This window comes from Mesorhizobium sp. WSM4829, from assembly GCF_055811475.1.
On record NZ_JBVVQJ010000003.1, the window covers coordinates 81,564 to 100,880 of the forward strand.

Consider the following 19,317-nt stretch of genomic DNA (forward strand, 5'->3'; position numbering starts at 1 on the left):
CGGGATGATGCCGCCTAGACCAGTCGAGCGGAGACATGCCTTCTCGCATGATGGCTCGGTTGGGTTCATCCAGACATGATTTGCGGGCGATAAACCACCTTCAAGGAGACACTCATGAACGTCGCCACCAAGCCGCAAGCGCAGGCCGGAACCCAGAATGGGCCTCGCATCAACTGGGCTGAGCAATCTCCCGAACTCGTGATGAAGTTCACCGAGGTTGTCATGGCTCTCCGTGCAAGCTCGATCGAGGAGTCCATCCTCAATCTCGTCAATATTCGTGCTTCCCAGCTCAACGGCTGCTCCTTCTGCCTCGACATGCACGTCAAGCAGGCCAAGATGCACGGCGAGCGCGAACTGCGCCTCTACCACTTGGCGGCGTGGAGGGATTCGACCCTGTTCGCCCCGCGCGAGCGCGCCGCACTCGCATGGACGGAAGTCCTGACCAAGCTGCCGGACCAGGGCGTGCCGGACGAGATCTATGACCGCGTCCGCACGCAGCTGTCGGAGAAGGAGATTTCCGACCTCAGCTTCGCTGTCATGGCAATCAACTCGTGGAACCGCCTCAACGTCGGCTTCAAGACCGTGCCGGGTTCCGCCGATGCAATGTATGGCCTGGACAGGGCGGGGCTCAATTAACCGATTCCCGACCGGCGGCGCGGCCCTCGCCGTGTCGCCGCTGATCCGTGGCGGTGGCCATGACCCACCAGGGAGAGCGCCTTTCGAAAGCAATGCGTATCGCTGAATCGCCGCGGTCGGCTCCCACCGCCTTTGCTGCTCGTTCCATCTCACGGCAATACGAGAACTCACCCAGGCTTGGCCGGACACTTCGCCTTGCCTGCTCGGTAGTCGCAGCTCTGTTCCATCCCCCCCATCAGGTTTCGGGTTTCCGATGCCGGCTCGTCGCGCTCGGGCCCTGCCCAGATCATGGCTGCCAATCCAGCGACACCGTGCGCCGGGCCGGGCATCCATGATCGTGGCAGCCACGGCGAAGCACCAGCGGACAATCTCTCCACGACGTTTGTCAGGCTGGCAACCGCGCCTCTTCCACTTGCCTCGGATTCCCGTCGACGGGGACGCTCGAGGCCAAGTTTGGAGACGGCCAGCTCGGGGCCATATCGGGCGCCGGCGCGATCAGCATCGAGACCGCGGTCAGCTCCAGGGACGACTGTTCCGTGCGCTTCCTCATGTATCGGGCCAGGCCGACCTTGATCGTGACCAGCACGGGCGCGGCAACCACGAACAGCAGCGCGACTGCGTTGAACGCAGTGTCGAAGGCGATCACTGTGGACTGACCGGCGACGGCTCTGCCCAGCAGGCTCGTCGCTGCCCGGCCGGCTGCCGCGGGATCCATTCCTTTTGCCGCGAGCATGGTTGTCGTCGTCGCCAGACGCTCGCTGACCGCGGGAATGCCAGCCGTGACGTTGGCGCCAAGCACTGCGACATTCGCGGCGACGTTATTCTCGATCAACGTCTGCAGCCAGGCGACACCCATGAGTCCGCCAAGCTGGCGACCCGTGTTGAAGAGGCCTATGCCGGATGCGATGTTTTGGTCGTTGAGCTTGGTGAAGGCGATGAGGGTGATCGACAGGAACAGGAAGCCGAGGCCGAGGCCACGCAACAGGATGGCCGGCATCATGTCATCCGCGCCGCTCTCGATGGTCGAACCGGACAGCATCCACATCGCGACCATGATCATTAGGATTCCAAAGGGCACCGTGGCGATCGGAGGAACGTGGCGGGCCTGCATCACGAATGCAGCGAGGAGGAGGGCACCGATAAAAAGCGCGCCGCTTGGCAACAAAAGCAGACCCGCCTCGGTTGGCGTGAACGCGAGGACTGACACGGCGAATGACGGAATAAGGAACGCGCTCCCGAACAAGGCGGCGCCGGCGACGAAACTGACGATGAACGCGAAGGAGAAATCCTCCGACCGGAACAAGGTGAAATCCAGCAGGCCCTGGCCTTTGGCCATCGCCTGTTGGCCGATAAACGCCAGCAGTGCGGCCGTGCCGATCATTGTCAGCCACAGGATGCGGGATTCCTCGAACCAGTCCCATCGGCTGCCCTGGCTAAACACATAGGTGAAGCAGAAGAGTGTGGTGAAGACGAGCGAGAAGCCGATCCAGTCGAACGGTCGGCGTGCGACTTTGACGGGCGCTGGGCAGTCCGCGAGCAGCAGGAAACCGGCCGCTGCCAGCGACACTGGAACGACACTGAAGAAGATCCACATCCATGACTGGCTGTCGAGCAACCAGCCCTGAAGGGCAGGGGCGATCGTCGCGGGGGCAACGACCGAACCGATTGCGAACAGGGCCTGGAGAAACGGTTGGTGGCGTCGCCGATAGGCAAGAAAAATGATCGCCTGCCCCGCGACGAGCAGGATGCCTCCGGAGAAGCCTTGCATCACGCGGAGCAGGAGGAGCATGTCCAATCGAGCCGTGGTGGCGGCAATGGCGCAGGCCGTGCCCATGACCAGGGCCGAGCCGACGATCAGGCTGCGTGGGTTGATACGGTTCATCAGCCAGGCCGCGGCCATGAACCCGATCAGCTTCGGAGCGGTATATCCGACATCCAGCCAGGCGAACTCATCGGGTGTTGCATAGGTGTCGCCGATGATGTCGCCTCGCCCGAGCGACAGGACCGTGCTGGCGATCGCCTCCGTCAGGGTCGCGAGCACTATGCCCGCGACGAGAAGCGTTCCTGTCGCGGGTCGATCGCGGCATGGCGTGGCGACAAGCGCCGCGGTCACGAGCCGCTCCCGACATCGATCTCGACGCGGGCGGACAGGCCCGGGACGAGGCGGCCAGGCAGTGGGTTGCCGACAAGCCGGATCTTCACCGGAACACGCTGGACGATGCGAACGAAGTTCCCTGTCGCATTGTCGGCGGGAAGCAGGCTGAACGCTGATCCGCTGCCTGGCGAAAAGCTGTCCACCACGCCTTCAAACATCTCGTCCGGGTAGCCGTCGACGGTAACTCGCACACGCTGACCGGCCCGTATATGTTCGATCTGGGTTTCCTTGAAGTTCGCCACGATCCACAGATCGTTGACCGGAACTATATCGAGCAGGGAGGCACCCGGCGCCACAAGCCGGCCGATGCGAACCTGGCGGTTGCCGACGACGCCGCCGATCGGCGCACGTACCACGGTGTTGTCGAGGTCGATTTGAGCGAGTTCCTCTGCGGCCCGTGCTTGCGCTACTGCGGCTACAGCGGCTTCTCGCTGGGCGTCGAGAACAGCGATGCGCTGCCGCTGTGCCTCCAGCGCTGCCGATGCCGCCGCCACCGCCGCTTCGGCTCTCGACCGCGCAGCGTCGCTTTCATCGACCTGGGCTTGGCTTACGGCATTGGCGCGAATAAGTTCGCGGCGGCGGTCGGACGCCTTTGTCGCGAGATTCAGCTCGGCCTCGGCCGAACGCACCTGGGCTTCGGCCTGCCTGATGAGGGCGTGCTGAAGCTGGACTTCGGCATCGACATTGCCGAGGCGCGCCTGGGCGGCTTCGACATTGGCCACGGCTTGCGCCAGCCGCGCGCGGTAGTCGCGGTCGTCGATCCGGAACAGGATGTCACCGGCTTGGACGGCTTGGTTGTCCCGAACCTCTACCGCGGTGACATATCCCGCAATCTTCGGCGCAAGACCGGTCACGTCCCCGCGGACGTAGGCGTTGTCGGTCGACGTCTCGCTCGAACGGGCCCAAGCCCATCCCGCACCCAAGGCGAGCACGGCCGTGAGGCACAGTAGCAAGCCGATCGTTTTTTTCCTGCTATGTTGCGGCATGACGGCCTCCGGTAATATGTGTTACCATTGACGTTTATGGTAATGATTGTTACCAGTCAAGGGATGCATTGGAGTGGATGAATGGCTGCGGCTGTAAAGACCACGCGGCGCAAGGGCCGCCGGGAGACCCTTCTTCAGGCGGCCACCGAGGTCTTTTTCGAACAAGGCTACGCCGCGACAAGCATCGACGCGATCATCGAACGTGCCGGCGGATCGAAACGCAACATCTACAATGAGTTCGGCAACAAGGAGGGCCTGTTCTCCGCAATCGTCCGGGAAAGTGCAAACAAAGTGCTGGCGCCCCTGGTGATCGAGGAAATTGAGGGCCACGATCTGCAGGCGACGCTGACGGCGTTCGGCCGTCATTCCATGGACGCCTACATGTCGCCCACCTTGATCGGTATTTACCGAATTGCCGTCACCGAGGCCAACCGCTTCCCCGATCTCGTGAAATCGTTCTACGAACAAGGGCCCGGTCGGACTACGGTCCGGCTGGCCGAAGTGCTCGAAGCTGCCAGGGAACGAGGAGAAATCCAGGCGGATGATTGCTTGCGCCTGGCCGGGCACTTTGTAGGCATGATCCGCGACAACATTCATCTGCAGGTGGTTCTCGGCCTCCGGCCACCGCCGTCGGACAAAGAAGCGCAGGAGGCGGTCGCTTCCGCCGTGGAAGTCTTTCTGAACGGCGTTCGGCGCGGTCAGAAGTAAAAGGGCAATCGTCATCGTCAGCACCGGGCTGTTTGCCGAGAGGTCGGGCGGTGTGCTGCGTTTGACCAACAAGCCTCGACGCCGACGTGCCTCGCGGGCCTCGTGAACGATCCGCCTCGCATCATCGGCGCAGACGTTGTCGCGCCTCATCAGATGCTGGACGATAGGATCGTCCAGCATCTCTTCGAGTGTTGGTTCTGGAGTCACGGGGTCCATGATCTGTTCCCTTGCCGGCTCGGGCTTGCGGGGGCGGGTTTTCACTCGCAACCCGCCGAAGCATCCCAGGGGACGGCCGCAAAAACAGCTCGCGCGCCCCGTCCACTGGTGCCTCGCCTTCAATGACATCATCTGGCGTTGAACTTGGAAGGTATCTGCGCCTTGCGGCCGCTTGAAAGCTGGAAGATCGCGATCGTCGTGACGCAAAGCCCAACCAGGACGTGCGTCCACATCGCCGCCTGCGCCGATCCGAAGCCGAGCAGGAACGGGGCCGCTATTGCCCAGCACCCCAAGACGAGATTGGACCACTCGGCCCAGGCTCCGTAACCGTAGAGCGCCACTGCCGAGCAGCAGGCAATCAGCACGCCGACGATCCCCGCATTCCAAGCCGCGTCAGGCAGCTCGGTGAACGCGAAGGCAGCGCAGGCCAGACCTGCGCCCAGAACGAGGTTGGTCCATTCCAATCCCTTGCTCGATACTTCACTTAACATTTTCATCTCCTTCTCCAATCCGGCTCCGTACCCACGCCATCAGTGTCGGGGCGGCCGGGTACGAGGAGAATGAGGCGGTCCCGCGGGGGAGCCTATTCTACGCGGGCATCTGTCGGACGATGCTAACGTCTAGTGCGGCTGAGCGCGGCGTTGGGCGGGAATATCGAAGCGCTTGGGCCACAGAGTTCTTGGGCGTAGGGATTCCGCCATTCTTGCTGTCGAGCACGCTCCTGCCGGGCAACACCCGAGATTCAGGCTGCCGTTCAAAGTCGCTCGGCGAATACAGGGCGATCTTTCCAGAGGGTGCCGGCCGCCAACCCGGCGTAGCCGAGGTCATAGACGGCCTGCATATAGCTGGCGTTGAAGGGATCGAGCATCGAATAGGGGACCTGAGCGTCAATGGTCGCGAGGTTAAAACGTGCCCCGGTCAGTTTGGCGTAATTGTAGAGGATAGCCAGTTCGCCCTGTGTCTGGGATTTGAGGAGGATGGAGTATGCTCTTGCGATCACTGACAGCGTTCTATTCCGCGTGGTGGCGAACTCCGGTATGAGCGCGTTGTTTACGATCACATGGAAATCGACACTCTGGCGTTTCGCCGGCACGAGAGGGCTCGTGCTTGCCAGAATTGCCTGTGGAAGTATCAAGACTTGCGACGTCGACCCTCCATCGGAATGCAATTCCTGGAAGCGGCGCCCTCCCGCCTCGGCCTCGATCATCACCGCCGGATAAATACCCGGGATACTCGCCGACGCTATCATGACGTCCTGGAACAGCTTCAGCGCGTCCGGTCGGCTGCTGTTGGCGATGGCGCCCATGTTCCAGACGACGGCGCGTTGCGTGTCCAGGTTGGTCGTGAGAACCAGGAGGCGACGGCCTTCCCGATGTTGGGCTGCGACCTGCTGCAGGACCGCTTGTGTGATGGAGTTTTCGACCATCCGCCTCATTGGCGTGGATCTCAGCAAGCTCGATCCGATCAAGCCGACGGGAAATTTGGTTGCAATAAGATCGTTGGCGACGCCGCTAGTAAAGAGATGCACTAGGGTGTGGTCATAAGCCGATCCGAGGAACGCGAATGGCGCGATCAGGGCGCCAGTGCTTACGCCGGTGACTATATCGAATTGCGGGCGGGTCCCGGCCGCGCTCCACGCCGAAAGCACGCCGACACTGAAGGCGCCTCCCGCACCGCCGCCGGAGATCATGAGGACATCGAGGCCATCCGGCTCGGTTGCCGGCGTCCAGTCGCGAACGTCTCCTGCAGCGATCCGGCCGTCGCGATATATCCTGATCTCGCCATAGCCGGCGATCGAAGCCGTTGCTGCTTCCGTGGCGTCATAAGATCTGTCTGTCTCGCCGACCCGGGGATCGCAACCCTGGAACCAAACGAAGCTCGCAACCAGTGCTGACATCCCAACGAGCACCGATGCTTTCAAAGGGCGCAAAACCGGATCTCCAACGTGCCTGGTGTCGGCCGCGGGTCTCCGACACCTCGGTCGAACGAATCGCTTCCGGCGACGAGACTCAATCCCCAGCAGGCAAGCCATCACGCTGTCAGCGCTGCATTACCCCGTCAACCGGACGCATCATGGGATGCTGCTCATCTCGCCCGACACGACGTCGGTGATGAGCCCCATCGAGCAGCCTATGGGGAGGCCGCGGTTGTAGTCGATTGGTCCAAGGATGATGGTGGGCCCTACCACGGTATAGGTCGCCTGCCGCGGTGACGTCAGGGGAACCGCAGTTTTATCCGCTGCTCCGCGCGCTTCCATCATCTGAACGGCGCGTCGGATACCTGGAGGGCCCCATAACTCCAGCCTGCTGGACTGCACCACGAAGCAGGCGCCGAGCGCGAGGAAATGGAGTGCCGATGCGGCTTTCATGATTGGTCCTAGAGGTGAGTGCGATCTAGGAAAACAGGTCTTGACCCGGATCGCAGGGGTGACGATGCGCGAGCGACGTCGTGCGAAGGCCTAGTATCCTTTCGGCGGAACGAAGAGGCAGATCGTCTTGCTGTCGTTGGCGCCGGCCACCGAGCACCAGTGATAGTCACCGTCGGGCGAGTTCTTCACCCGGGTGTCGCTGTAGGCGACGACCTCTCCCGTCCCGTTGATGACATAGCCCTCCGATCGCTCGCTGATGGCCTTGTTGCCGACCTGGCGGCAGTCTACGCCGGAGCAGCACGAGTACGGATAGCTCCAGCCCAAGGGCTTGGCCGCTGTGGGGAGCGCTTCATGCGCACAGACCGGACACGCGAGGAGCATCGGTGCGGAGAATATGGCGGCGGCAAGGGAGGTGCGGTGCGACGGCATTCCGGGCGAATTGTGCATTGTTTCCTCCATGAAGGCTTGTAGCCAGTACAGAGGAGGATGCGCCCGACCGTCAGACCAACCTATTCTACAGGAGTCTTTGTGATGCGCTGCAAAGGTACAGGATAACTGCGCCCGCCGCTCGTGAAACCAACCAGGATAGGCACTGTACAGCGGCTGCTCGCGCAGCAGCCAATCACCGCGATGGCGATTTCCTGCTCCGACGATGAATGACATAGAGGGCCGGAACCGACGGTCCACACACCTATACCGAGGTCTAGGTTAGCCATTTAAATCGCTAGGTCCGACCACCCTTTGTAGTGTTGCGTTGGACGCCGCGATACAGGTACGCAAGACCTGACGTAGAGACTACGAACTGGCCGGTATAGCTGGTTATCGACGAGTTCCGGCGGCCTAGCGTGAGGCGCAGGTCCTGGTTGACGTGTGACGGAAGCGCGGTTGATACTGACTGCGTGAACGCGGTCAGTTCGTGTCGAGCATATCTCCCCGAGGCGAGAATCATGGGCGTGGCAACTTCAGAAATCGCAGACAGTCCCATAACAATTTTGGTTGACGACGACGCTACGGTCCGCGACGCGTTGGAGGAGTTGCTGAATTCGGTCGGCATCGACACGATGTCGTTTTCTTCGGGTCAGGAACTATTGGACGCAAAACTGCCGGACCGCCCAGGCTGCCTCGTTCTCGATGTGCGAATGCCGGGTCTGAGCGGCCTCGATCTTCAGCATGTCCTGGCAACCAAAGGCATACTAACGCCGATCGTATTCTTGACCGGTCATGGCGACATCGCAATGGGCGTCCAGGCGATGAAGGCGGGGGCAGTGGATTTCCTAACCAAGCCGGTGCGCGACCAGACGTTCCTTGACGCGGTGTCCACCGCTATCGCCGACGACGTCGCGCGAAGAGCGGCATCGACCGTATCGCGCAAGAACGTGGCACTTTATGAGACCCTTACGCCCCGCGAGCGGGAAGTGCTGAGGCTCGTGGTCTCCGGTGCGATGAACAAGCAGATTGCATCGGATCTCGGCATCAGCGAGATCACCGTGAAGCTCCATCGGAGCAACATGATGAAGAAGATGAACGCAAGGTCCCTCTCCCATCTCTTCAATGTGTGGCAATCGCTTCCAGTCGACAGCCGCTGAGCGGCTTACAATCAGGCATTGGCGCTCCGTAACTGACTCGGAAATCGGCCGCGACAGGGAGTGGGACGCAGAGGCGATCTCGAGAGGTCGAAATGGAGCTGACGTCAACGAAACAGCGCCGCGCCGTCGCATTGGCGATCGCCGCTGCGAGCGTTCTCCTGGCATTATTCGTCAATGAGCCCTACGTTCTGCTGGTCGCGGTTGCAGTTATATGCATCTGCATCGGCTGGGAGGCTGGCTTGGTGGCCATTGCCGCGGCCGGTCTGTTTTCATCCGTGATCCTGTTTTCGCTGGAATCAGGGGCCACAGGCGGCGCGGTCCGGTTGACGGTATTTGTCGTCACGGCGTTAGCCCTATGGTTCGTGATAAAGATTTTCAGGACTATGAGCTTCTATGACCGGGTCTACCATGACACCGGACCCCGAATGGCCGATATTCCGGGCCTCGGATGGTCGGCCTCTTCGGATGGCCGCCTTCGCGCAGTCAATCCCGCGGCGCTCGAATATGTGGGTGTTACAGCCGATGAGATGCGTCGGATCATGGATGGCGATGATTATCATTGGACACAGTTTGTCCATCCGGACGATGTCGAGGCGAGCATGGTGCGGTGGCGTCACAGCTTGCAGACGGGCGAGCCTGTGATCGACGAGCAGCGTGTGCGCCGGTTCGACGGAACGTATCGATGGTTTCGCGACACCGGGATTGCTTCGCGCGATGAGCACGGAAGGATAACCGGCTGGTATGGCCACACGGTGGATATCGACGATCAGAAGAAGGCCGAAGCTGCGTTGCGTGAGCGCGAGCGCGAACTGCGCCTGCTGGTCGATACAGTTCCCACCATGATCTGGCTGATGACGCCGGCAGGAGTACCGTACTATTTCAACAGACGGTTCGTAGATTGGGCGGGCATCAACTCGATTAAGGAGGAACCGCGAGGCACGCGGCAATTCGCCCCGCATGTAGAGTTGTTCCATCCCGATGACCGGGCGGCCGTCAAGGCTGTGTTCGAGAAGTCCTTTGCCCGTGGGGAACCACTCCAGCACAAAGGTCGGCTGTGCCGGAAGGATGGCGAATATCGCTGGATTGATTCGCGGTTCGAACCGCTACGCGACGAAGACGGCACTATCCTTCGCTGGTACGGCGTCAACTTCGACATCGACGACGAGGTCCGCGCCCAAGAATCCCTGCGTCTGGCGGACGAACGGCTCGCGCGCGCCTTGCGCGCCGCCAGCCTATCCGAACTGTCGGTGTCCATTGCGCATGAACTCAACCAGCCGCTCCAGGCTGTCGTGGCCAACACCGGCGCCTTCCAGAGATGGCTGGCCGCCGATCCGCCAAACTTCAATCACGCCAGCCGGGTCGCCCAAAAAATCATCAGAAACGCCGACGCGGCGGCACAGGTGATCACCCGCATCCGTGCGCTGTTCAGCAAGACCGAAGGCGAACCGTACGCGATAGATCTGAACGCGGTGATCCGCGAAGTGTGTGATCTCCTGGGTGACAGGCTGGCATCGAGCAGGGTCAAGTTGGACCTTCAACTCGATCCCGGCCTTCCGACGACCACTGCCGATCACGTACAGATGGAGCAAGTCGTCCTCAACATCGTCCGCAACGGCATCGAAGCGATGCAGGACGTCAACATCAACGTGCGAAGCCTGCGGATCGTGTCGCGGCGTCAGAATGACGAAACAGTCGAGGTCGAAGTGCGAGACAGCGGCCGCGGGCTTGGCGATCCGGAACGGATTTTCGAGGCGTTCTACACAACCAAGCCGGATGGAATGGGAATGGGCCTGGCAATCTGCCATTCGATTGTCGAGGCACACCGCGGACGGCTTTGGGCGGAAAATGTCGGGACAGGGGGAGCGTCCATAACCTTCAGCCTCCCCATCTGCGCTGCCGACTCGACTAAAGCATCGACCGTTGCGACAGCAGGGGTCTGAGAGAGCGCGCTTTCAGAGATTGATCCGAGAATCGGCCATCGACTGCACGATCTCAATGAGCGTGTTGACCAGGATGTACAAGATTCCGAAAACGATGGCGACGCCCAGCACTGCCGGGAGATCGGCGCTGGCAAAAGCCTGGACCGCGTAAAGGCCCAGACCAGGCCACCCAAAAACGCGCTCGACAACAAGCAAATTGCCGAAGAGAAGGCGGACCTGCAGGCTGAGCATGGACAGTGGGGCCGTGGCAGCATTGCGCAAACCGTGGCGCAACAGCACATTCGTCTCCCCGAGGCCCTTACCACGCGCGGTCCGGATGTATGTCTGCCTCATCACTTCGTGAAGCGCACCGTTCAGGCTTCGGCCGACCGCGATGCCGATAGGCAACGCCAGAGCAAGCGCCGGCAAGATCATGTGCAGCAGCGCGTCGACGCTGACTTCGGGCCGGCCGACCAGTATTCCGTCGATGACGTTAAGTCCGGTAGGGCCTGCGAAGTCGCGGTAGTTAAGCCGACCCGCTCCGGGAAGCCAATCGAGTTGGAACCAGAAAAAGTAGGCAAGAAGCAAGGCCGACAGAAAAATCGGCGTGGAGCCCACCCCCACCATGGCGAGCCTTATGCCGGCTGATCCCGGAATCAGGAACTGAAGCGCCGCCATTGCGCCGGCGAGCACCACTCCCAAGGCGATCGACACCAGTCCGAGTTCAAGTGTAGCGGGAAGATATTGCCGTATGTCGTCAGACACCGGCCGTCGGGTCCTTACCGACGTTCCCAGATCCGCATGCGCGAGGCGGAACAGAAAGCGTCCGTACTGAACGGCAGCCGGGTCGTCCAGTCCGAGCTGCTCCCGCATCGCTTCGACCGTTTCCAGCGGAGCGTTCGGCCCGGCAATGGCTCGCGCTGGATCGGCGGGGATAATGCTTTGGAGACTGAAAAAGATAAAGCTCATCACCAGGAGAACGACGACGGCGCCGACTATGCTTTTGGCGAGATATGCCAGCACTACGCCCCCCTTAGCGCGGCGCGAACGCCGTCGCCCGCAAGGTTGGCGAGGAGGCAGAGGAGAAAGATGACCGCAGCCGGCAGGATCGGCAGCCACCAATGGACAGTAAGACTGTCGACGCTGCGCGCCGTCATCGCTCCGAGTTCAGGCGCCGGCGCCGGCAGTCCAAGGCCGAGGAAAGACATCAGCGACAGCGTCATGATGATGCTGGCCACATCCAGTGACGCCCCGATGAGCAAGGCCGGGACCACTCCCGGCAACAAGTAACGCGACAGCAGGCGCGGACGGCCGACCCCGGCGATAAGCGCCGCCTCGACATGAGGACGGGCCTTGAGGCGACGGATTTCGTCACGCGATATGCGCGCGTACCAGGGCCACCAGAAAATGGCAACCGCGATCATCGTGTTGACGAGCCCCGGGCCAAGCGAAGCCACAACGGCAAGCGCGACGAGCGTTCCCGGAACGACAAAGAACAGGTCGATGATCCGCTGGATGACCAGATCGACCTTGCCGCCCGCAAGGCCCGAAATCAGTCCGACCAGGGAGCCCACGGCGAGACTGAAACCAATAACGGCAATCGCTGGCAGCCACGTATATTGAATGCCGAGAATGACGCGCGAGAACAGGTCGCGGCCGATCTCGTCGGTGCCGAACCAATGGGCGGCCGAAGGCGGCAGGTAGGCCGCGGCGACGCGCAGTTGTGGATCGAACGGCGTGATCCATGGCGCCAGCAGGGCCACAACGGTGACGACAGGCACGCCGACGATGCCGACGCTTTCAAGCCAGCCGGCACGCCGGAAGAATTCGCGCCAGTTGAACCGAGGCCGCGCAGGCAGCGTGTCCGAGCTTGGCGTGCCGTTCACCGTCCGCCTCCCGCCTGTAGACTCGGCATCGCCGTGACGAGAGACCGCGTGTAGGGAGACTGTGGTGCGGCAACGATGGCATCGGGATCCGCAATCTCAACCAACTGGCCGTCCTTCAGCACGGCGATACGGTCGGCGATGATTCTGGCGGCCGCCAGATCGTGGGTGACGAACAGCATCGCCATGTCGAGCCGCCGCCGAAGGTCGCCAAGAAGATTCAAGGTTGTGGCCGCCAGCGACACGTCCATGGCGCTGATCGGCTCATCGCAAAGCAGAAGCCTTGGGGGGACGATTACCGCGCGAGCCAAAACGGCGCGCTGGCACTGCCCGACCGACATCTCGGCCGGCAGCGCGTCCATCAGGATCGGATCGAGGCCGACCAGCTTCATGGCCTCTCCGACGCGACGGCGGCCGTAATCACTGTCCGGCGAAATGGCCCGCAGGCGCTCGCCGATCTGCTCGCCGATCGTGAGCCACGGCGTCAGCGCCGCTACAGGGTCTTGAAACACAACTTGCGGAGGAAGCTTGTCGAAGCGTGCAACAGTGCCACTCTCGGGTGTCACGAGACCGGCAGCTATCCTCAGTAGGGTAGACTTGCCGGCGCCGCTCTCGCCCACCAGGGCGACGCACTCGCCAAGCTTGATCGAGAGGTTGACCGAACTAAGAACTGGCTGCGGTTGACGCCGTCCCCAAAACGATCGGGTGCCTGTCGGGTATGTTTTTCCGATGTTCGACAGCCTTAAGGCAGCGGTTTCCTGGATCGCCAGGGCCGGCCATGGCTTCGCATCAGTGTGCTGCGCTGAGAGCGTCGGGGTTTGTTTGTGGTGAAGGCAGGCGACTGCGCCGGCGTGGACGTACGCAGGCTCCAACGGTGGGCGGATCGTCGTACAATCCGGCTGGGCGATCGGGCAACGGGTCGCGTAGGCGCAGGCGCTATCAGCATTTGTGGAGGGCGTATGCTCGGACGGGAGCGTGGGAAGCGGACGCCGTCGATCAGAGTCCAGATCGAATCGAGCGGCGAGCAGGCCGGCAGAATAGGGGTGCGCGGCATTGCCGGCCACATCCTGCATGCGGCCCATTTCAACGATGCGTCCGGCGTAGAGAACCAGGACGCGGTCGGCCAGTGAGGCCGCCACGGTCAGATCGTGCGTGACGAAGAGAATTGCCGTCTGCTGCTCGCGAGCGAGATCGCGCAACAGGTCAAGGATCTGCGCCTGCATCGTGACGTCGAGCGCGGTGGTCGGTTCGTCGGCGATGAGGAGCTTCGGTCTAGCCATCATCGCCATGGCAATAAGCACTCGCTGACGCTGCCCCCCCGACAGGCGATGCGGAAGCGCATCGGCGATGCGGTCCGGGTCAAGCAGGCCGGTTCGGCTGAGCCAGTCTTCGATCGATCGCTCGGACCCCCCATTGGATTCGCGCATCTGGCGCCGGATGGTCATCGTAGGGTTGAGCGCGCCCATCGGATCTTGCGAGACGGCACGGACGATGTGGCGGCGAACCGACTGCCAGGTGCGCCTTCCCGCGCCGACAAGTTCGATCCCCGCCAGCCGGATCGAGCCTGCAATCTGCGGAAGGTGCTCGCGCGGCAGGAGCCCTTGAAGCGTAAGCCCGATGCTTGTCTTGCCGGATCCGCTTTCCCCGACCAGCGCGATGATCTCGCCCGGAAACATGTCGAAACTGATGCCATCGAGGACGCGGGATGGGCGGCCTTCGCGGCTGAGAATAACTGAGAGGTCTTTGACGGCAAGGACGGATTCGGTCACGGGTTCGGACATTCTGCGCGGAAGCTTGACCATCTAAGGGACGAGCCTGACCTGCTTCCGGAACTCAGGGTCCCCAGCGAACGGTGGCAAAGTCGATGTTGCCAGGTGGATTCACGGGGCGGAGTCCAAGATCCTTCAGACCCTTAGCGTGGACAACCACATCGTTGACGTCGACAAGCGGGATGACGATGCCGGCATCGAAATACATCTGCCCCGCTCTCTCGTAGAGAGCGTCGCGTTCTTTAGCGTCGGACAACTGCCCGGCCTGGTCCACGATGGCATCGGCTTCCGGCAGCACCCGGCCAAAAAAATTGAGGGGAGCGTCTTTTGTGAAGAACGCCTTGGCCTGGCTCTCCGGATGAGCAGCGTCCGGGCCCGCGATCGTGAGCAGCAAATCGGGAGGGTTTGGGTCGTCCTTCAAGGTGTAAGCAGCACCGGAAGGCAGCACGTAAGCCGTTGCCTTTACTCCGATCAACGCCAGTTGCGCTATCATCAGGTCGGCGATGCGGCTGTAGCTTGGGGCGGCGCTGTGAAGGCCAATGACCAAATTGACCGCGCCACGTTTGGTGATCGCGGCTTTCGCTGCCTCTAAGTCGGTCGGGAACCGGATCGGATTCACTGGGTCGAGCATCACGTTCGGATAAACGGACCTCGACAGGCTTGCGAACTCTCCAAAGGCGTCCTTGACCCACAGCGCCGGGTTGATCGCTGTCAAAACGGCATTGCGGACCTCCGCGTCGTCGAGCGGCGAGTTCGGCTTAACGAAGAGACAGTACGGTATCATGCTCGGGGCGGCGGTGATCTCCAGCCCCCCCGGCAGGCTGGTGAGTTGCGCGAATGGATAGTTGATTGGCACGGCATCGATCGCACCGGCCTGCAATTGAAGTATCTGCTGGCTGATATCGGGGACGACCGAAATCTGGATCTGCCGGAAGAACGGTTTGTCGCCCCAGTAGTCGTCGTTGCGCTCGAGCACATAGCGCTGACTGCGTTTGAATTCCGACAGTTTGAATGGACCCGTGCCGATCGCATGCTCATTGAGCCAGGTCGTCGCAAAGTCGCCGTTGTCATGCTCGGAGAGCGCTGTCTGACTGATGATCTTGGGCCCCCACGGACTGGAAAGGGTATCGAGGAACGACGGCTGAGGATGACCTAGCGTGAGCACGACCGTCGAATCGTCGGGCGCTCTCATCTGTTTCACGTTCGCCAGGAAGTAGCTCAGGTTCAGTCCACGATCGCGGCGGCGTTCGAACGACTGTATGACCGCCGCCGCATTCAATGGAGTGCCATCATGAAACTTGGCGCCATCGACCAGGTGAAAGGTGTAGGTCAGCCCGTCGTTCGAGATCTCCCAGCTCTTGGCGAGCAGACCAACGATCCTGGTCGAACCCGGCTCGTATTCGACGAGCCCTTCATAGACATTGTTGATTGCGCTGATCCCGCCGACCTCGAACCCGTTGTCCGGATCGAAAGTGCCGATATCGGCCACGTAGGGTATGCGCAGCACCTCTTGTGCGTAAACCGGCGCAATCCAGACCAGCAGACCGAGGGCGATTCCCAGCATGCGCAGCCCGAAGCTGTGCTTGTAAGATCGCTTGGCCCGGTGCGCGTAAATCTCCATAAAGGCTTCCCGTTGGCCTGATACTTCACTAAGGACTGCGGGAAGGCCACCCGCAGTCAATTCCTGGCCAACGAGGCATTCCATACTCTTGTCCAACTCATCGTCCCACCGATGCCATCAAGGTCTTCTTGCGGCGCTTGGCATCGATGCGGATACCCGGACATTTTCGCCACGGTAACTCAGCCCGCTGATCGCGGTCTATGAGCATCAAGCAGAGGTCACCCTATCCCCAGGGTATAGATCGTGGCGCCCCCGGACAGGTATGTGAACGCTTGCAGACGCGCATCCGCTAAAGAACGCGCTTGCAACCGACTAAGCCTGACGGGAAAGCTGGCTGCTGCACCGCCACGCGCGTGGAGTGCTGACGGGACTGCCTATGTGTCGGTGGTCGAGTCGTAGCCGCGCTCCGGCGTGCCTCGAAAAGTCGCAGCGAACACGAAAATGCGGATCGGCGGCCAGTGCGACGAGAACTTGCCGGACCGGTATGCTCGTAAATAGTGCCCGAGCAGGCCGGCAAGCTGCTAGCATTATGAGGCAGGCTGGTGGCGGTCCCCGATATAGCTTTTGACTTGCGCCATCCCATCCCAGCGGCGCCGGGCTTAGCCGTCGCACCCGACCGGGCAGAGCGTCCTAGAGGGAGGTCATAGTCTCCCATACTTCGGCATCGTCCAACCGATCCTACCGTTTGATAGGCTGGCGCCGCGGGTTCCACGAACATTGGCTGCATCGGACGGCGGCCCTTGCCGGATTGGCAGGGGGTGCGTCCAGCCACCCCTTGAATCTTCCGACCACCCCGGAGGCGTCGATGAGCACCGTCTCTTTCCTCAACATCGGCATGCACGGGTACATCAACCCGACGCTCCCGGTCGTGGCAGAACTCGCCCGGCGTGGTCACACGGTGACCTACCACACCTCCCCGGCGTTTGCGGCCCAGATTGAGGCCGCTGGTGCGAAGGTCCACCTCTACTCCGGGGGCGACCTGCCCCTGCCGGATCCGCCGATCCCCCTCGCGATGCTGGAAGAGCTCGCGCGGACCGCCCTCGGCTTGCTACCCGGCGTGCTCTCAGACCTCCGCGGCATCCGGCCCGACCTGATCGTGCATGGGGCGGCCTGTCCATGGGGCGCGGTGGCCGCGCGTGAGCTCGGTGTGCCGGCGGCCGCCACGTTCACCACGTTCGCCTTCAACGGGCAGGTGCCCAGCCCCACCCGCCTCTCCCGTGACTTGGTGGCCGCCGCAGCCGCCCGTCCTCGCATCGGCTGGAGCTACGTTTGCGCGCGCTGGGCCCTGCACCGCGGCTACGACACCGGCGGGCTGCCCCTGATCGACCTGATGAACGCCCGCGAGCCGCTGAACCTGGTCTTCACATCCAGCGCGTTCCAGCCTGGAGCCGACGCGTTCGACCCCTCGTACCGGTTCGTCGGGGCGAGCGTCGGTTCCCGCCTGACCGATCCGGGATTCGACGCCGCCCGGCTGGAGGACCCCGTGCTGTACGCTTCGCTGGGCACGGTGTTCGATGGGGGGCCCGCCCTGCTGCGGACCTTCGCGACCGCGCTGGCACCGCTGGGCGGCACCGTTGTCGTCTCGACCGGGTCCACGGAACCGGCAGACCTGGGTCCGCTGCCAGCCAACGTGCTGGCCCGCCAATCCGTGCCGCAGCTCCAGGTGCTGGCCCGGGCGGCGCTCTTCGTGACCCACGGCGGCATGAACAGTGTCAACGAGGCGATGCGGACCGGGGTGCCGACACTCGTCGTGCCACAGGGGGCGGACCAGCCAATGGTGGCGCGGCGGGTTGTAGAGCTCGGTGCCGGCCTCGAGCTCCGCACGGACGACGCCACTGCAGAGACGGTGCAGGCGCTCGCCCTGACTCTGCTGGACGAGCCGCGCTTCCGCGAGGCGGCAGCCGCACAGGGCGCCGCACAAAAGCAGGCCGGCGGCGCCCGGCGTGCCGCCGACGAGCTCGAGCGGTATCTCGACGACGTGCTCGGAGGCATCGCGACCGATCGAGCACAGGGGCGCTGAACCATGTCGACGACGGTCGCCGTACTACTGGTCCTCGCCGGGCTTTCCGAGAGTGCCGGGCGGGTGCTGCCCCTGGTGGCGCGCAGGCCCAAGCTGTCCCCGCGCCTCGTGGCCGGTCTGATGGTGACCGGCACCGTCGTCGAGGGCACGGTGATCGCGCTGTGGCCCCTTGCCACATGGACCGTCGCCGACTTGGTGCAGCCGGTCGTGGCGCCTGACGCGGCCCCGCTGCCCAGCACGACCGGGCTGGCCTGGACACCCGCCCTGGTCGCCCCGCTGCTCCTGGCCGCCGTCCTCGCGTTCCCGCTCCTCGGGCCGTTCCTGCACATGCTGCTTATGGCCGGTGTCGGAGCAGGGCTGGCCGGCCCACTCGCCGCGGCGTCGGGACTGGGCTGGTGGACCGCGGTCGGGTGCATCGCCGTCGCGGGGGTCGGGCTCGCGGTCACGGTCGAGGTTGTCCGGCGGCTGATCGCCAGGATCATCGCCGGCGCGCGGGAGCGGGAGTCGATCGTGTGAGCGAGCACCTCCTGCTCGTCGCCCTCTTGGCGCTCGGCCCTTTCCTGCTCGCCGAGGGCCTGCTCGCCCGATACGAACTCATGGTCTATACCATCGGCCGGCGCGCACCGGCCGCCACGCTCCCACCGGAGGTGCCCTACGCCAGGGGGGCCGATCCAGGGCGGCCGCCGGACGCCTACGTGGTCTACCTGGACGGGATCGGCAAGCGCCGTCTCACCGATACGCGCGATGGCGGCCAGCTCGTCAAGGCCATCATCGCCGGAGCACCGGAGTTGCGCGTGCTGGGCCAGGTCCAGCCCTACTCGCCCCTGGCGGACCCGCTCGTAGGGCGCCCGGTGTGGGATTGGCTACGGCGGCACGTCGGTATTACACTGTTCCTGCACAACGTCATGCAGACCTTTGTGGCCGCCGATCGCCGATACCGCCCGCTGTACAACCGGGCAGTGGGTGCCCAGATCGCCGACCAGCTCCGGCTCGCAGGGTACGAGCCCGCTAGCGGCATACCGGTCGTCCTGCTCTGCTACAGCGGTGGTGCCCAGGTGGCCACCGGCGCGGTCGAAGAGCTGTTCGCCCAGTTCCGCGCTCCGCTGTTGCTGATCACGCTCGGCGGTTTCCACAACGGCGCCAACGACCTCACGCATGCGCTCCACCTGTACCGGCTCACCAGCGCGAACGACTGGATCGAGCGGGTGGGCATCGGACTCTTCCCCCAGCGTTGGCGCCTATGGCGGCGCAGCGCCTGGAACCGGGCCCTGGACGCCGGGAAGATCACGGTGTGTTCGCTCGACCCGGCAACCCACGTCGGCCCGCAGAGCTACATCAGCCCCACGGCGCGGCTCGTCGACGGGCGCAGCCATCTCGATCGCGCTACCGAGATCGTGATCGAGATCATCCGGCGCGACTGCACAACGAAAATGCTCGGAGGGAGATAAAG

17 protein-coding genes are annotated in these 19,317 nt (G+C 62.9%); 7 read left to right on the forward strand and 10 right to left on the reverse strand.

The window, feature by feature from the left end; genetic code table 11:
• Positions 1–114 precede the first annotated feature (114 nt).
• Positions 115–636, forward strand: a complete 522-nt coding sequence (locus tag AC0L17_RS04240; protein ID WP_473514885.1) for a carboxymuconolactone decarboxylase family protein — start codon at positions 115–117, stop codon at positions 634–636.
• Positions 637–1,021: 385 nt separating this feature from the next.
• Here the strand turns inward: AC0L17_RS04240 and AC0L17_RS04245 are convergent, their stop codons facing one another.
• Both AC0L17_RS04245 and AC0L17_RS04250 read right to left on the reverse strand, forming a co-directional pair.
• A complete protein-coding gene (locus tag AC0L17_RS04245) occupies positions 1,022–2,749 on the reverse strand; it encodes a DHA2 family efflux MFS transporter permease subunit (protein ID WP_473514886.1) in 1,728 nt (575 codons plus the stop codon).
• Positions 2,746–3,777: an HlyD family secretion protein gene (locus tag AC0L17_RS04250; protein ID WP_473514887.1), complete on the reverse strand. Its 1,032-nt coding sequence runs from the start codon at positions 3,775–3,777 to the stop codon at positions 2,746–2,748. The genes AC0L17_RS04245 and AC0L17_RS04250 overlap by 4 nt, the downstream gene beginning before the upstream one ends.
• A gap of 81 nt (positions 3,778–3,858) precedes the next feature.
• Here AC0L17_RS04250 and AC0L17_RS04255 point away from each other — a divergent pair, with 81 nt between their 5' ends.
• A complete protein-coding gene (locus AC0L17_RS04255; RefSeq protein ID WP_473514888.1) occupies positions 3,859–4,485 on the forward strand; it encodes a TetR/AcrR family transcriptional regulator C-terminal domain-containing protein in 627 nt (208 codons plus the stop codon).
• Between the two features lie 344 nt (positions 4,486–4,829).
• Here AC0L17_RS04255 and AC0L17_RS04260 read toward each other — a convergent pair whose 3' ends face one another.
• The 4 genes from AC0L17_RS04260 to AC0L17_RS04275 all read right to left on the reverse strand — a co-directional run bounded on the left by AC0L17_RS04260 (position 4,830) and on the right by AC0L17_RS04275 (position 7,516).
• Positions 4,830–5,210, reverse strand: coding sequence for an SPW repeat protein (locus AC0L17_RS04260; RefSeq protein ID WP_473514889.1), 381 nt, complete (start codon positions 5,208–5,210; stop codon positions 4,830–4,832).
• Positions 5,211–5,455: 245 nt separating this feature from the next.
• On the reverse strand, positions 5,456–6,631 hold the full coding sequence (locus AC0L17_RS04265; RefSeq protein WP_473515024.1) for a patatin-like phospholipase family protein: 1,176 nt from the start codon (positions 6,629–6,631) through the stop codon (positions 5,456–5,458).
• 141 nt (positions 6,632–6,772) lie between these two features.
• Positions 6,773–7,069, reverse strand: a complete 297-nt coding sequence (locus AC0L17_RS04270; protein ID WP_473514890.1) for a hypothetical protein — start codon at positions 7,067–7,069, stop codon at positions 6,773–6,775.
• Between the two features lie 90 nt (positions 7,070–7,159).
• Positions 7,160–7,516 carry a hypothetical protein gene (locus AC0L17_RS04275; protein ID WP_473514891.1) on the reverse strand — a complete coding sequence of 119 codons (357 nt, stop codon included), beginning with the start codon at positions 7,514–7,516 and terminating at the stop codon, positions 7,160–7,162.
• A 500-nt stretch (positions 7,517–8,016) separates the two neighbouring features.
• Between AC0L17_RS04275 and AC0L17_RS04280 the strand changes: the two genes are divergently transcribed.
• Positions 8,017–8,655 (forward strand): response regulator transcription factor, encoded by a 639-nt coding sequence (locus AC0L17_RS04280; RefSeq protein ID WP_473514892.1) that lies wholly within the window; start codon positions 8,017–8,019, stop codon positions 8,653–8,655.
• 92 nt (positions 8,656–8,747) lie between these two features.
• Complete coding sequence (locus AC0L17_RS04285) at positions 8,748–10,595, forward strand: PAS domain-containing sensor histidine kinase (protein WP_473514893.1); 1,848 nt, start codon at positions 8,748–8,750, stop codon at positions 10,593–10,595.
• A 12-nt stretch (positions 10,596–10,607) separates the two neighbouring features.
• On the opposite strand, the gene AC0L17_RS04290 is transcribed toward AC0L17_RS04285, so the two are convergent.
• The 4 genes from AC0L17_RS04290 to AC0L17_RS04305 form a co-directional block, all read right to left on the reverse strand.
• On the reverse strand, positions 10,608–11,597 hold the full coding sequence (locus tag AC0L17_RS04290) for an ABC transporter permease (RefSeq protein WP_473514894.1): 990 nt from the start codon (positions 11,595–11,597) through the stop codon (positions 10,608–10,610).
• Complete coding sequence (locus AC0L17_RS04295) at positions 11,597–12,460, reverse strand: ABC transporter permease (protein WP_473514895.1); 864 nt, start codon at positions 12,458–12,460, stop codon at positions 11,597–11,599. Before AC0L17_RS04295 ends, AC0L17_RS04290 begins: the two co-directional genes overlap by 1 nt.
• Positions 12,457–14,226: an oligopeptide/dipeptide ABC transporter ATP-binding protein gene (locus AC0L17_RS04300; protein WP_473514896.1), complete on the reverse strand. Its 1,770-nt coding sequence runs from the start codon at positions 14,224–14,226 to the stop codon at positions 12,457–12,459. The genes AC0L17_RS04295 and AC0L17_RS04300 overlap by 4 nt, the downstream gene beginning before the upstream one ends.
• A 64-nt stretch (positions 14,227–14,290) precedes the next feature.
• A complete protein-coding gene (locus AC0L17_RS04305; RefSeq protein ID WP_473514897.1) occupies positions 14,291–15,847 on the reverse strand; it encodes an ABC transporter substrate-binding protein in 1,557 nt (518 codons plus the stop codon).
• 805 nt (positions 15,848–16,652) lie between these two features.
• Between AC0L17_RS04305 and AC0L17_RS04310 the strand changes: the two genes are divergently transcribed.
• From AC0L17_RS04310 to AC0L17_RS04320, 3 genes are read left to right on the forward strand one after another with little or no spacing between them, the layout of a single operon-like run.
• Positions 16,653–17,867: a macrolide family glycosyltransferase gene (locus tag AC0L17_RS04310; RefSeq protein ID WP_473514898.1), complete on the forward strand. Its 1,215-nt coding sequence runs from the start codon at positions 16,653–16,655 to the stop codon at positions 17,865–17,867.
• A gap of 3 nt (positions 17,868–17,870) precedes the next feature.
• On the forward strand, positions 17,871–18,383 hold the full coding sequence (locus AC0L17_RS04315; RefSeq protein WP_473511122.1) for a hypothetical protein: 513 nt from the start codon (positions 17,871–17,873) through the stop codon (positions 18,381–18,383).
• Positions 18,380–19,315 carry a hypothetical protein gene (locus tag AC0L17_RS04320; RefSeq protein WP_473514899.1) on the forward strand — a complete coding sequence of 312 codons (936 nt, stop codon included), beginning with the start codon at positions 18,380–18,382 and terminating at the stop codon, positions 19,313–19,315. Before AC0L17_RS04315 ends, AC0L17_RS04320 begins: the two co-directional genes overlap by 4 nt.
• The last annotated feature ends 2 nt before the right edge of the window (positions 19,316–19,317 follow it).